Raw genomic sequence first — 12,236 nt, forward strand, 5'->3', positions numbered from 1 at the left:
ACCGTGAGCGGCGACGATTCGCGTGGAAAATGCGTCAATATGAGGCTGATACCGTTGACAAAATCGTTAAAATCTTCGCTAATGGCCAAGCTATTGTATCTGGATGAATAGTTTTAGCTGCGACAAATCGGATTCAATTTCTCGGGGAATGATATGAAAATCAAATTTTTGGGCGCGGTTGCGGCCGGCGCGATTATAGGATTTGCAGCGCAAGCTTCGGCGACCGAGCTTCTCATCAATGGCGGGTTTGAAAACCAGAGTTTTCCCGGCACGACGAGCTATTACAATGTCGGTCCTTCGGGGTCGAGCGCCGATTATTCCGTTCCTGCCGGGTTCGGCTGGACGGTCAGCAATGGCAACGTCGATATCATTTCCTACCAGAGCTACGGACCGGCGCCGACCGACGGCGGCAAATATGGGTTGGACCTGGTCGGGTACGGATCGACGGGCGAGATCAGCGAGTCCTTCTACACGGTTAAGGGCGATACCTATAACGTGAGCCTGAATTACAAATCCAATCCCGGCGTCACCAATCCGACGGCCGCCATATTGGTCAACGGCGTGGCGATCGGCTCCGTCACGGGCGGCACAGACTGGCAGACGTATACAAACTCGTTCGTCAGCACCGGCGGCAAGGTGACTTTCGCGCTGAATGAGACCTACGGCTACGCCAACGGCGGCGTGTTCCTGGATAATGTTTCGGTTACCGGCGTTGCCGGCGTTCCCGAAATTTCAACCTGGGCGATGATGCTGGCTGGCTTCGCCAGCCTTGGCTTGGCCGGTTACCGCCGCTCGCGGAATATTTCGGTCCAAAGCGCCTGACCCGCTATCCACGCACGAAATTCGAAGAGGCCGCCGCAAGGCGGCCTTTCCATTTGCGCGTGCCGAATCTTTTCCAAACTCGACCAACCCCGATTTTCAGAACTCCACCCCGACCGTCAGCCTGCCGCGCTGGCGCGAAATATCCGACTGGTTGTACAGCGCGAGAGCGGCCGGAGAGGAATTGCAAGGCTGGCCCGCGATCTGGGCCGACCATGCCGCAGCGGCAAAGACTTTCGGCGAAATCTGCCAGTGCATGGTCGGGCCAAGATAGGTCGCGGAGCCGATCGTCTGGCTGAACCCGAGCGAATTATAGGCCTGATAGAATTCGACCTCGCCGCCGACAGCGAAAGCCGGCATGAGGCGCCAAGTCAGCGCGGCGGTCGCGCCGAACAAGGCGTATTGGCTGACGCCATAGAAGGTTTCGTTATCGACCTCCGGCGAAAAGATCAGGTTGGCGGCGGCGTAAAGCTTTCTCTCGATCAGTTCCGCGTCCAGATAGACCCGGCTCCCCAGCACGAAATTATCCGCATGGGCGCCGGTCACCGGATCGATGCGGTCATATTCGGGCTGCAGCGAAACCGCCAGGCCAAACGGCGCGTCGACGCCGCGCGTCAGCAGGATGTATTTCGGATTGAACGAAACACCCGAAAACGTGGTCTGGCTGAGATTGTTCAAGCCGGGGACATTGCCGATCTGCTGCGACACCCCATGCAGGGTCGCCTCATAGCCGAAGCGGCTTGTCGGCGCGGCCTCGTAATTGATCTCCTGCTCCAGCGCGTCATAGCGTCCGCCGCCGCGCTTGCCGATATTGGCGAAGGTCTCGAACTCCAGTTCGCGGCCGCCGACCTCGCCGACGTCTGTCCCCTCGGTGAAGCCGAAAAGATGCTTGGTCTCGAATTCCTCGCCGGAGTCCGCTCCGCCCTCATGCGCCGACGCCGAAGCTGGTTCGCTGTCGGCGGCGTCATGCGCCAGAGCGCCAGGCGCGCCGGCGAACAGGCCCAAAACCGCGAGCACAGGCAGGAATTTCAACGGCAGATTTTTGCCTATGTTCGCCAAAAAGACGCGCTCCCGGTGGCTTGCGGCAAGATTTCCGGCGCCCGCCTGCGCACCATAACAGAATCGATTTCCTTCGCCAGACTTGCGACATTGCGAACCATTGCCGAGTTCAGGCTACGTTCATCCGGAACGCGCTAATGAATCTTCATCCTGATCTGGGAGGAAGAACATGACACTCGCCTTTAAAAACATCGTTCTAGCTGGCGCCTTGCTCGGCGCGAGCCTCGTTGGCGCCGGACAGGCCAGCGCCATGCCGATCGCGCCGGAAGCCGGTTTAGCTGTGTCATCCGCGCCCATCGAACAGGCGGGCTGGCGCTGCGGCAGTCCCTACCTGCACATGAACCCGTGGGGCCGCTGCGTGCCGAACGGCGGGCCCCGCTATTACGGGCCGCGTCCTATCTATCGCCCTTATTACGGGCCGCGTCGCTATTACCGCTGGTGAACCGCGCGGACGCCGCCCGGGATCGCTGAACGCGATCCCGGGCATTCTCAAAACCTCTCGACGCGGAACGGCGTCGGGTCGGCGAAAGGCTTTTCGCCGGTCATCATTTCCGCCAGCAGCCGGCCGCAAACCGCCGCCAGCGTCAAGCCGTGATGCTGATGTCCAAAATTGAACCACAGGCCCTTGTGGCGCGGCGCCGGGCCGAGGATCGGCAGCATGTCCGGCAGGCACGGCCGGCAGCCCATCCAGGGTTTGGTGTCGAGACGCCCCGCCAGCGGAAACAATTTGCGCGCGAGCGCCTCGCTGGTCTCGATCTGTCCATAGTCCGGAGGCGTGTCGCGGCGGGCGAATTCCGCCCCGGTGGTCATACGGATGCCCCGCGCCATGGGGGCGAGCAGAAACCCATTGTCGGCGTCGAGCACCGGATGGTTGAGCACGGCGTTCCGCGCCGGCGCGTAATGCATGTGATAACCGCGCTTGACCGCGAGGGGAATTTTGTAGCCGAGCGGCCCGGTGACGGCATCCGCCCAGGGGCCGAGGCAGACGACCGCCTCGCGCGCCAGTAGCGGGCCCTTTTCGGTCTCGACGCCATAGCCGCCGCTGGCGGGCCGGAATGTCTTCGCCTCGCCGTGGAGGAAAACCCCGCCGCGCTGTTCAAAAAGGTTTACATAGGCTTTGGTCAGCGCCAGCGGATCGGAAATCGAGGCGGGATCGAGATAATGCACGACGCCGAAACCGCCCTGCAGCGACGGCTCGATCTCCCGCAATTGCTGCGCGTTGTAAAACGCGGTTTTCAGCCCGAAAGGCTCGATCTTCCTCGCCGCCTCGCGCCCGGGCTCAAAAGTCTCCTCGCTGCGAAACAGCTTCAGCCAGCCGGACTTGCTCAGCAGGTGTTGAGCGCCCGCCGCCGCCATTAGTTTTTCGTGCTCTGCGAGGCAATTTTCAATCAGCGGCAGCGCGGCAAGCGCGTGGGCCTTGGCCCGTTCCGGCGAACTTTCCCACCAGTAGCGGGCAAGCCATGGCGCGAAAGCAGGCAGATCGGCGAGGCGGTAATGCGCCTCATTGGCGCCATTGACCGCGTAACGCGCCAGGGCGCTGACGTCGCGCGGAAACAGATAGGGAAAGATCGAGGCGCGCTCGATCAGGCCGGCATTGCCGAAACTGGTCTCCTCGCCCGGCCCGCGACGGTCGATGAGCACAACCTCGCGGCCCCTTGAGGCAATCTGCAAAGCGGTCGCGACGCCGACGATTCCGGCCCCCAGCACCAGCACATCCGCCTTGAGCATCGCGCATTCCTCCGGCTCCAAGCTGAGCCGCGACCATTCCAGAGCATTATCGCGTTGCAACATAGGCGCCAAGCGCGGCGCCCTGTGGACGCGGCGCCTCCGATCTTGTAGGAGCGGGACTCCCTCGCCAACGCCTGAGAAAACGCGCATGCGCCCGCTGAAGATCGCCCCTTCCATTCTCGCCGCCGACTTTTCGAAGCTGGGCGAGGAAATCCGCGCCATCGTCGCCGCCGGCGCCGACATCGTCCATGTCGACGTCATGGATGGCCATTTCGTACCGAACATCACTATCGGCCCCGACGTCGTCAAGGCTTTGCGCGGCGCCACCGACAAGCCTTTCGACGTGCATCTGATGATCTCGCCGGCCGACCCCTATCTGGAAGCCTTCGCCAAGGCAGGCGCCGATTATATCGTCGTCCACGCCGAGGCTGGGCCGCATCTCCACCGCTCGTTGCAGGCCATCCGCGCCCTGGGCAAGAAGGCCGGCGTTTCCCTCAATCCGGCGACGCCGGAAAGCGTGCTGGAATATGTGCTGGACGATGTCGACCTGATCCTGGCCATGACCGTCAATCCCGGTTTCGGCGGCCAGAAGTTCATCCGGTCCGGGTTAACAAAACTTCGCCGTATCAAGTCTATGATTGAAGATCGTGAGATAGAGCTTGAAGTCGATGGCGGCGTCACGGCCCAAAACGCCATGGAGATCGTCGCGGCCGGCGCCAATTGGCTGGTCGCCGGCTCGGCCGTATTCAAGGGCGGCTCGGAACATTACAAGAAGAACATCGATGCCATCCGCCTCGCCGCACAACTGGCGCGCGGGGAGCTGACGTAAAGGCGCGGCCGCGGAGTTTCGGCTTAGGCGGCGCCTCCCTCTGCGTCAGATGCAACCTGCCACTTGCGGCCAAGATTAAATTTCGGTAATGTCAAGTTCGAGTTAGTTGGGGTATGATCCTTGCAACGCAACCGGGGGGATATGCGGATGAAAATTCTTAACATTGCATTTGGCGCCATTTTGGGCCTCGCGAGCTTCGCCTCGGCGAACGCTCAGGCCAGTGTTTATACCGTCGATGCGCTCACGGCTTTTCCCGGCTGGCTGGACACCGGATTGGACCTTAATTCGGCGAAAACCTATGATTTCACAGTGCTGAACCCCAGCAGGACATGGAGCGCCGGCGGCGGCGATTGGCGTACTTCGACGGCGATTGGCATCACCGATTTCGCCCAGTTGACCATGGACGGCTTTACAGCAAACTATGGAGCCTTGGTCGGCGACGCCGGAGGGACGTTGTTCCTGATCGGCACTGGCACCACGCAGAAGGGTCTGTCAGGCGAATTGACCGTCGGATACTGGGATTCGTTTTACCCGGACAATTCCGGCTTCCAAAGATTGTCGGTTTCTTCCGTTGTTCCCGAAATCTCGACCTGGGCGATGATGCTGGCTGGCTTCGCGGGCCTTGGCTTCGCCGGCTATCGCCGCAACAAAGCCGCGGCCCTCGCCGCCTGAACTCGGTTCGATCGACATCTTCAAAAGGCCGCCGCGAGGCGGTCTTTTGTTTTTGGCTGCCCCTTTCCGATGTCGGGAACGCCAATGAGGGCTTTCTTTCGGTCCCGTCCCCCTTTAGGGGGTAGCGGAACGAAGAATTGTTTCCCCAGCCGAAGAGTTGTCCATGATCCCCCGCTATTCCCGCCCCGAAATGGTCGCCCTCTGGGAGCCGCAGGCCCGTTTCAAGATCTGGTTCGAGATCGAGGCCCATGCCTGCGACGCCCTCGCCGAAATCGGCGTCATCCCCAAGGAAAGCGCCAAAAACATCTGGGAAAAGGCCGGTCATGTCACGTTCGACGTCGCCCGCATCGATGAGATCGAACGCGTCACCAAACATGACGTCATCGCCTTCCTGACCCATCTCGCCGAATTCATCGGGCCGGATTCGCGCTTCGTCCACCAGGGCATGACCTCGTCCGACGTGCTTGACACGTGCTTGTCGGTGCAGATGACCCGCGCAGCCGATATTCTGATCGAGGATGTCGATGACCTGCTCGCCGCCATCGAGCGCCGCGCCTTCGAGCACAAGCTCACCCCGACCATTGGCCGTTCGCACGGCATTCACGCCGAGCCCGTGACTTTTGGGCTGAAAATGGCCGAAGCCTATGCGGAATTCTCGCGTTGCCGCGCCCGCCTCGTCGCCGCGCGCGAAGAAATCGCCACCTGCGCCATTTCCGGCGCGGTCGGCACTTTCGCCAATATCGATCCGCGCGTCGAAGAACATGTCGCCGCCAAAATGGGGCTGAAGCCCGAGCCGGTCTCGACCCAGGTCATTCCGCGCGACCGCCACGCCATGTTCTTCGCGACGCTGGGCGTGGTCGCCTCGTGCATCGAGCGCCTCGCCATCGAGATTCGCCATTTGCAGCGCACCGAAGTGCTGGAGGCCGAGGAGTTTTTCTCCGAGGGGCAGAAGGGCTCGTCCGCCATGCCTCACAAGCGCAATCCGGTGCTGACCGAAAACCTCACCGGCCTAGCCCGCCTGGTGCGCGGCATGGTGACCCCGGCGCTGGAAAACGTCGCGCTCTGGCACGAACGCGACATTTCCCATTCGTCGGTCGAGCGGATGATCGGCCCCGACGCCACGGTGACGCTGGATTTCGCCCTTCATCGCCTGACCGGGGTGATCGACAAGCTGCTGGTCTATCCGCAGAACATGAAGAAGAACCTCGATCTGCTTGGCGGACTTGTCCATTCGCAGCGCGTGCTGCTGGCGCTGACGCAGAAAGGCGCCTCGCGCGAGGACGCCTATAGATTCGTGCAGCGCAACGCCATGCCGGTCTGGCGCGGCGAAGGCGATTTCCTCGAACTGCTGAAAAAAGACCCGGACGTCAAAAAGCTGCTGAGCGACGCCGAATTGGAAGAAAAATTCGACCTCGGCTACCATTTGAAGCACGTCGAAACGATCTTTACGCGCGTTTTCGGAAGGGCGTGAGACCCAGGCGTGCAAATCTTTGCGAGATTCGGTTAGGCGCGACTGCGCCAAAAGGCCGTCTGGTGACCGGCGTCTGTCGAGGCCCTATTGGCTGATGCGAGGGATGCCATGATCGCGACTTGTCGCGATCATGGCAAAAGGAAGAAAACGCTTGAACGATATCTACCTGATCGCCGGCGCCGGGCTTCTCGCCGGCGCGATGAACGCCATAGCCGGCGGCGGCTCCTTCGTGACGCTTCCGGCGCTGATCGCGGCCGGCGTGCCGGCGCTTAACGCCAACGCCTCGTCCACGGTGGCGCTGGTCCCCAGCGCGCTGGCCAGCGCCTATGCCTATCGCCATGATTTTCAGGGTTTCGACAGCGTCTCCTTCCGCGCCATGACCGTGATCAGCGTTGTCGGCGGCGCCTGCGGAGCGGTGCTGCTGCTGGTGACGCCGCAGAGCGTCTTTGCGGCGCTGGTGCCCTTCCTGCTGCTGTTTGGAACCCTGGCGTTCGCCTTCGGCCGGGAGATCGGCGCTCGGCTTCGCGAAAAAATCCATATCACGCCGCATATGGTGCTGATCGCGCAGTTTGTTCTCGGCATTTACGGCGGCTATTTCGGCGGCGCGGTCGGCATCATGATGCTGGCGACCTGGAGCCTGTTGACCAGCGCGCCGCTGGCCGCCATGCAGCCGGCGCGCAATCTGCTCAATGCCGCGATGAACGCCACCGCAACCGTGCTGTTCGTCGCTGGCGGCCTGGTGTTCTGGCGCCAGACCTTCATCCTGTTCGTCGGCGCCATTATCGGCGGCTATTTCGGCGCCCATTACGGCCGCAGGATACCGGCGGCGCCGGCGCGGATCGTCATTTCCTGCCTCAACGCCGCCATGACCGCCTTCGTCTTCTGGCGCTCCTATTCTCATTGACGTGAGCCGCCCGGTCCAAATTGTCAGTTTAAACTTCCCCGCGTCCAGGGGCATCGCAAGGAGCGCCGGCCTTTCGCTCCAGCTTTACGCCGCGACAGATAGAACGCGCCCGGCTTGAACACAGCGATTTCTATTCAACAACATGTCTGCGATTTTCCCGGTCCTGTCCACGCAGCCAGAATCCAAAATACAGACTTTGAACCGATCGAAGGAATCCTTGACATCGCAAAGTGCGTCGTCGAGCGAGTGCAGCGCCCTGTCGCGATTGGTTTCATCGGAGGCTTCCGCCAGCGTCAGCATGTCGAACGCCGTCGCCATAGCGGCGAGCGAGGCGGAAAGCTGTTGGCCAAGAGATGGAAAGTAAAGTCCAACCAGGATTTTCAAGTCGACGATGTGTCGGTTGATCGCGCCCGTGTCACGCCAGGTGTTTTCGTTTACCACCATTCGGCTGAGTTCGTAACGCGCCCTGAAACAGGCGCACAAATCGACATAGGTTTCTTCGGCCTTGTGATAAAGTTCCTCAGATTTCTTGCTTCGCAACCACAGGCGCTCTCTCGAAACGCTTATCAGATAGGTAGCCAATGAAGAGCTGGCTACGACGAGTATTCCAAGAAGAACAATCGAAGCGAGATTCATTGAAGGCCCCCAAATGATTGATTTAATTTAAATTCGACCAACAAATATAAACAAGTGTTAATACTGCTTTTAGAATGGCGACATGGTTAACGATATGGATTTTGGCCACTCGCGCCAATCAGCTTAAGCACTACCGCCCTCTGATGGCGGAGTGCTTTTTATTTGCTTGAACTTGACCGATACTCATGTGCGTTGGCCGAAGGTCAAGCCATGCCCGGCATCGCCATCGCCGGTGATTTCTTGCAGGGCGACAACGCCGGATCGACGCCGCCCTCCTCGCTCAAGGCACAGTTCAAAGCCCTTTGGCGAGCCGGTCGAAATCCATCAGCCGCGCCAGAAGCGGCTCCAACTCCGCGAGCGGCACCATGTTCGGGCCATCGGAAAAGGCCTCTTCCGGCCGGTCGTGGGTCTCGATGAACAGGCCGGCGACGCCTACCGCCGCCGCCGCCCGCGCCAGAACCGGCACGAATTCCCGCTGACCGCCTGAAGAAGTCCCCTGCCCGCCCGGCTGCTGCACGCTATGGGTGGCGTCGAAAATCACCGGGGCGCCGATCTGTTCGGCCATGATCGGCAGGCCGCGAAAATCCGTCACCAGCGTATTATAGCCAAAGGACACGCCGCGCTCGGTCACCAATACATTGGGATTGCCCGCCTCGACGATTTTCGCCGCGACATTCTTCATGTCCCATGGCGCGAGAAACTGGCCCTTCTTGACATTGACCGGCTTGCCCGTCGCCGCCGCCGCCAGCAACAGATCGGTCTGGCGGCAGAGAAAGGCGGGGATTTGCAGCAGGTCGACCGTGCCGGCGACCATCGCGCAATGCTCTCTCTCATGCACGTCGGTGACGACCGGCAGGCCGAACTGAGCCTTGATCTCGTCGAAAATCTTCATCGCCGCTTCGAGACCCAGACCGCGCCGGCCGGAAGCCGAAGTGCGGTTGGCCTTGTCGAACGAGGATTTGAAAACCAGCGGCAGGCCCAGCCTGTCGCTGATTCCGGCGAGCTTTTCCGCCATGAACAGGGCATGGTCGCGGCTTTCCAGCGCGCAGGGACCGGCGATCAAGGCGAAAGGCAACGCATTGCCGAACCGCGCCGCCCGAGCGCCGACGCCGACGCTGACCACGGACGAGGCTTTGGAAGCACCGGACATCAAATATCTCCTGAACCTGTCAGTCCTGCTCGAAGGCCACGGCGACGCCGGGGCCCTCGTTCGGGCCGGCGATCAGCCGCCCGGCCTGTATTTTCGGCTCGACGCCGCTCTTTTCAAGAAATACCGCCGTCGCGTCGAGATCGGCGACCCGGAACACCAGGCCGGCGAAACGAAAGGAGTCAAACTCCGGCGCGGCGCCAAACCGGAAAGCAAAAGCCAAGGGCGTCACCACGTCCAGCCGCGTCTCGCCATCGAGGCGGATCTCCAGCCCGGCGGAAGTCGCCAGCATTTCGCGCTGGCCGGTCAGTTTCGCCAGCGCTTCGGCATGATCGGCCGGACTTTCAGCGAGGGCGACGAGGTTTTTAAGTCCGCTGACGCCATTGGCGTGGACCGGCGCGGATTTTTCTCGCGGCGGCGCCAGCATGACGAAACAATCGGCGCCGTCAAGCGGCTCCGGTCGCGCGGCGCCACATTCCTCCGCCCTGCCGCTCAGCGCCAGCAGCGCCACTCCCGTGCGCCGCGTGGCGAAATGCGCGAGAAAGGCCCGCGCCTGCAAATCTTCGACACCCAGACCGGCCGGATCGTCGGCGGCGAAAAGGTCGAGCGTGACGCCATCGGCAAGGGCGATCGCGCCGCCCACTTGCGTAAAACCGAGCCGCGCCCAGGCGCCGGCCAGCTCGCTCCTGCGAGCGGCGGCGAAGGTAAGGGCGACGATTTTTCTCGGCATGGCGTTTTTGCACCCGGACGGAAGGAACAGTCCGCCTTATCGGCCAAGGCGGCGACCGCCGCAAGGGGCGCCTCCTTCACTGCGGCGGCGGCGTGACCCCAAGCACGGCGGCGACGCCGAGCACGGCGAGGCCCAACACAAGTTCGAAGGCCACACTCGCGCGAAGGCGGGCGATTTGCGCCATGCCCGCTGTCGAGGCGGCGCGCAACCTCGGCATGGCGATGAAGCGATTGAAAAACGCCAGGGCCAGCATGGTGAAGACGACGCCCGCTTTCGTCGCCAGAACGAATCCATAGTCGGAGTCGAGAAGCCGGCCGAACGAAAAGCCGACGCGAAAACCGGCATTCGCTATTCCGCTGGCGACGATCAAGGTCACCGCGACCATCGCCATCACGGAATAGCGCGACAAAATGTCGAGCGTCCAGTCGCGCGCTTCCGATGGATTGAAATGACGTTGTTCGACCAGCGCGAACAGCAGCGGCGGAAGACCGCCGACCCAGGCGCCGGCGGCCAGCACATGGATGCTGTAGACGACGAGCATCAAGGCGCCATAAGCCCCGGCGCCGCCTTCCGCCGCATGACCGAGCCAAGCCTGATTGATCAGCAATAACGCGCCGATATGGAGGATAACCGAATAAAATGCGCGATTTTGCGAGGGAAGAAGGACGACCAGGACGGCCACGGCGAGCAGAAGCAGGCGCAGGATGGCGACGGGACCGAATTGTGTCTGCCAGAAGAACGTGCGCAGCATTTCGGGGTCGATGACGCTGCCAAAACCATTCGTCATGTTCGCCAGAAGTCCTGCGAGCCAGACCGTGCCCGAAATAGCCGCGACGGGCGCCGCCACCCGCAAAAGCACAGTGGTCGCGTGGAGCGCCCGGGGCAAACCGCCGGCCCCGGCGAAGCGCCGCCTGTCATCCATGTAGAACCAGAAAAACGCCGATCCGAACAAGACGAAAACGGAAGAAAAATGAATCCAGCGCGCCACGACGAGCACTTGGAAAACCGAAAACAATTCGTTTCCGTCCGCGTGATCCATTCCTTCCATTTTCAGGCCCCTCAGAAACAAACCCGTCGGCGAGACCTCACGGCGCGACGGTGAACTTGTAAGACCCCGAGGTGCGATGGGTGTCGACCGACACGACATGCCAGTGGACAATATAGACGCCGGGCTTCAGCCCATGTCCGAGCCGCACGTGCATGACATTCGGGCTTCCCGAATCGACCACGGGCTTGGCCGTAGGGACGGAGCCGCCCTGCGCCGAGGCGAGTTCCACGCCCGAGAAGGCCACGACGATGTTTTGCGTAAAACTCAGTTCGAGTTCGCCGGGCGAGCCCGAGACGGTCGCGCCGACGCCGGGGACGGCGCGGTCGAGGAAGGCATGCGCCAGGGCCGCCGTCGCCATAGAGGCGCAAGCGAAAGCCGCGAGAACGAGAGTGCGAAGGCTTTTCATGATGTTCTCCTCAATAATTTCCGCTGCGCGCCTGGGGCGGGCCGAACAGGGGCTTGCCAAGGGAATTTGGGGCGATGTCGTCGAGGAAGAAGTCCACGACGGCCAAGACGCCGACATGGGCGCCGCTGGCAGAGTTGATCGGAATCTGCGCCATGACGCCGATTTCGAAATATTGGCCGATGTAATAGACTGCGGGGCCGACGACGCCGGTGGTCACGTTCGGCGAGAAACTGCCGGGCGCCGGCACGGATATGTTCGAGACCGGCGTGGTGAAAATGGCCTCGAAAGTGGGAATGAGCTTTTTGAACAGGTCGGGAACTTCCTGCACATGGGAGTTCATATATTGCAGGCTGTATTGCAACGTCGCGCCATAGGTCAGCGTGTTGGGATTGGTGCTGCCGTCGGCATTGGTCGCGACCGTCGGCATGTTGTAATCCAGCTCAGCAGTGACCGCGAAGGGACGCAGCCAGTCCACCGTCAAATCGCCGAACCCCTTGCCGATATAGAATTTTTCCGTCACGGTGTCGAACGGCGCCGAGGGAATGGACGCCGACTGCGGGCTGCCGGTGTGACCCCATTCGACGTTCGCCGCTCCGGCGACAATGAATTCATGCTCGGCATTTTGATAGAAGACATATTTCAACTGGGTTTCGATATTGGCCCAGCCCTGGGCGTCCGGCCTTTTCTGCCAGGTGTAGCCGTTCGAGCCGATGGAAAAGCCCAGATCCGCCGTGATCGTCTTGGCGTATTCCCAGCCGAGCGTGTAGGAGATCGCCCCCGGCGAACC

Annotated in this window: 14 protein-coding genes; 6 read left to right on the plus strand and 8 right to left on the minus strand. The window is 61.5% G+C overall.

The features are described 5' to 3' along the window. The first annotated feature begins 153 nt into the window (after positions 1-153). On the plus strand, positions 154-822 hold the full coding sequence (locus ACLP2E_RS15255) for a DUF642 domain-containing protein (protein ID WP_442466428.1): 669 nt from the start codon (positions 154-156) through the stop codon (positions 820-822). 96 nt (positions 823-918) lie between these two features. Here ACLP2E_RS15255 and ACLP2E_RS15260 read toward each other — a convergent pair whose 3' ends face one another. After that, positions 919-1,878 (minus strand): hypothetical protein, encoded by a 960-nt coding sequence (locus tag ACLP2E_RS15260; RefSeq protein ID WP_442466429.1) that lies wholly within the window; start codon positions 1,876-1,878, stop codon positions 919-921. Positions 1,879-2,047: 169 nt separating this feature from the next. Here ACLP2E_RS15260 and ACLP2E_RS15265 point away from each other — a divergent pair, with 169 nt between their 5' ends. After that, positions 2,048-2,320 (plus strand): hypothetical protein, encoded by a 273-nt coding sequence (locus ACLP2E_RS15265; RefSeq protein ID WP_442463967.1) that lies wholly within the window; start codon positions 2,048-2,050, stop codon positions 2,318-2,320. Positions 2,321-2,367: 47 nt separating this feature from the next. Here ACLP2E_RS15265 and ACLP2E_RS15270 read toward each other — a convergent pair whose 3' ends face one another. Beyond that, positions 2,368-3,606, minus strand: coding sequence for an NAD(P)/FAD-dependent oxidoreductase (locus tag ACLP2E_RS15270; RefSeq protein ID WP_442466430.1), 1,239 nt, complete (start codon positions 3,604-3,606; stop codon positions 2,368-2,370). Positions 3,607-3,754: 148 nt separating this feature from the next. Here ACLP2E_RS15270 and rpe point away from each other — a divergent pair, with 148 nt between their 5' ends. From rpe to ACLP2E_RS15290, 4 genes are all read left to right on the plus strand, one after another. Then, positions 3,755-4,435, plus strand: coding sequence for a ribulose-phosphate 3-epimerase (rpe, locus tag ACLP2E_RS15275; protein WP_442466431.1), 681 nt, complete (start codon positions 3,755-3,757; stop codon positions 4,433-4,435). 147 nt (positions 4,436-4,582) lie between these two features. Further along, the gene (locus ACLP2E_RS15280; RefSeq protein WP_442466432.1) at positions 4,583-5,107 is read left to right on the plus strand and encodes a hypothetical protein; all 525 of its coding nucleotides are present in this window, start codon (positions 4,583-4,585) and stop codon (positions 5,105-5,107) included. A 163-nt stretch (positions 5,108-5,270) separates the two neighbouring features. Further along, positions 5,271-6,578 carry an adenylosuccinate lyase gene (gene purB / locus ACLP2E_RS15285; RefSeq protein WP_442463963.1) on the plus strand — a complete coding sequence of 436 codons (1,308 nt, stop codon included), beginning with the start codon at positions 5,271-5,273 and terminating at the stop codon, positions 6,576-6,578. Positions 6,579-6,729: 151 nt separating this feature from the next. Continuing rightward, complete coding sequence (locus ACLP2E_RS15290) at positions 6,730-7,482, plus strand: sulfite exporter TauE/SafE family protein (RefSeq protein ID WP_442463962.1); 753 nt, start codon at positions 6,730-6,732, stop codon at positions 7,480-7,482. Between the two features lie 84 nt (positions 7,483-7,566). On the opposite strand, the gene ACLP2E_RS15295 is transcribed toward ACLP2E_RS15290, so the two are convergent. The 6 genes from ACLP2E_RS15295 to ACLP2E_RS15320 form a co-directional block, all read right to left on the minus strand. Further along, positions 7,567-8,118, minus strand: a complete 552-nt coding sequence (locus ACLP2E_RS15295; RefSeq protein WP_442463961.1) for a hypothetical protein — start codon at positions 8,116-8,118, stop codon at positions 7,567-7,569. A gap of 292 nt (positions 8,119-8,410) precedes the next feature. Further along, the gene (gene kdsA / locus ACLP2E_RS15300) at positions 8,411-9,268 is read right to left on the minus strand and encodes a 3-deoxy-8-phosphooctulonate synthase (RefSeq protein ID WP_442466433.1); all 858 of its coding nucleotides are present in this window, start codon (positions 9,266-9,268) and stop codon (positions 8,411-8,413) included. A gap of 19 nt (positions 9,269-9,287) precedes the next feature. Further along, positions 9,288-9,995: a hypothetical protein gene (locus ACLP2E_RS15305; RefSeq protein ID WP_442466434.1), complete on the minus strand. Its 708-nt coding sequence runs from the start codon at positions 9,993-9,995 to the stop codon at positions 9,288-9,290. Positions 9,996-10,071: 76 nt separating this feature from the next. Continuing rightward, positions 10,072-11,034: a CopD family protein gene (locus ACLP2E_RS15310; RefSeq protein WP_442466435.1), complete on the minus strand. Its 963-nt coding sequence runs from the start codon at positions 11,032-11,034 to the stop codon at positions 10,072-10,074. A gap of 46 nt (positions 11,035-11,080) precedes the next feature. After that, positions 11,081-11,449 carry a copper homeostasis periplasmic binding protein CopC gene (gene copC / locus ACLP2E_RS15315; RefSeq protein WP_442463957.1) on the minus strand — a complete coding sequence of 123 codons (369 nt, stop codon included), beginning with the start codon at positions 11,447-11,449 and terminating at the stop codon, positions 11,081-11,083. A gap of 10 nt (positions 11,450-11,459) precedes the next feature. Then, the coding region (locus tag ACLP2E_RS15320; protein ID WP_442466436.1) for a hypothetical protein at positions 11,460-12,236 on the minus strand (777 nt) is incomplete at its 5' end.

This window comes from Rhodoblastus sp. (assembly GCF_052145335.1).
In the GTDB taxonomy this organism is placed as follows: domain Bacteria; phylum Pseudomonadota; class Alphaproteobacteria; order Rhizobiales; family Beijerinckiaceae; genus Rhodoblastus.

Excerpts from the sequence above, each read along its gene's own strand:
- ACLP2E_RS15255 (WP_442466428.1), top strand. The coding sequence starts at position 154 with ATGAAAATCAAATTTTTGGGCGCGGTTGCGGCCGGCGCGATTATAGGA.
- ACLP2E_RS15265 (WP_442463967.1), top strand. The coding sequence starts at position 2,048 with ATGACACTCGCCTTTAAAAACATCGTTCTAGCTGGCGCCTTGCTCGGC.
- ACLP2E_RS15270 (WP_442466430.1), bottom strand. The coding sequence starts at position 3,606 with ATGCTCAAGGCGGATGTGCTGGTGCTGGGGGCCGGAATCGTCGGCGTC.
- rpe (WP_442466431.1), top strand. The coding sequence starts at position 3,755 with ATGCGCCCGCTGAAGATCGCCCCTTCCATTCTCGCCGCCGACTTTTCG.
- ACLP2E_RS15280 (WP_442466432.1), top strand. The coding sequence starts at position 4,583 with ATGAAAATTCTTAACATTGCATTTGGCGCCATTTTGGGCCTCGCGAGC.
- purB (WP_442463963.1), top strand. The coding sequence starts at position 5,271 with ATGATCCCCCGCTATTCCCGCCCCGAAATGGTCGCCCTCTGGGAGCCG.
- ACLP2E_RS15295 (WP_442463961.1), bottom strand. The coding sequence starts at position 8,118 with ATGAATCTCGCTTCGATTGTTCTTCTTGGAATACTCGTCGTAGCCAGC.
- kdsA (WP_442466433.1), bottom strand. The coding sequence starts at position 9,268 with ATGTCCGGTGCTTCCAAAGCCTCGTCCGTGGTCAGCGTCGGCGTCGGC.
- ACLP2E_RS15305 (WP_442466434.1), bottom strand. The coding sequence starts at position 9,995 with ATGCCGAGAAAAATCGTCGCCCTTACCTTCGCCGCCGCTCGCAGGAGC.
- ACLP2E_RS15310 (WP_442466435.1), bottom strand. The coding sequence starts at position 11,034 with ATGGATCACGCGGACGGAAACGAATTGTTTTCGGTTTTCCAAGTGCTC.
- copC (WP_442463957.1), bottom strand. The coding sequence starts at position 11,449 with ATGAAAAGCCTTCGCACTCTCGTTCTCGCGGCTTTCGCTTGCGCCTCT.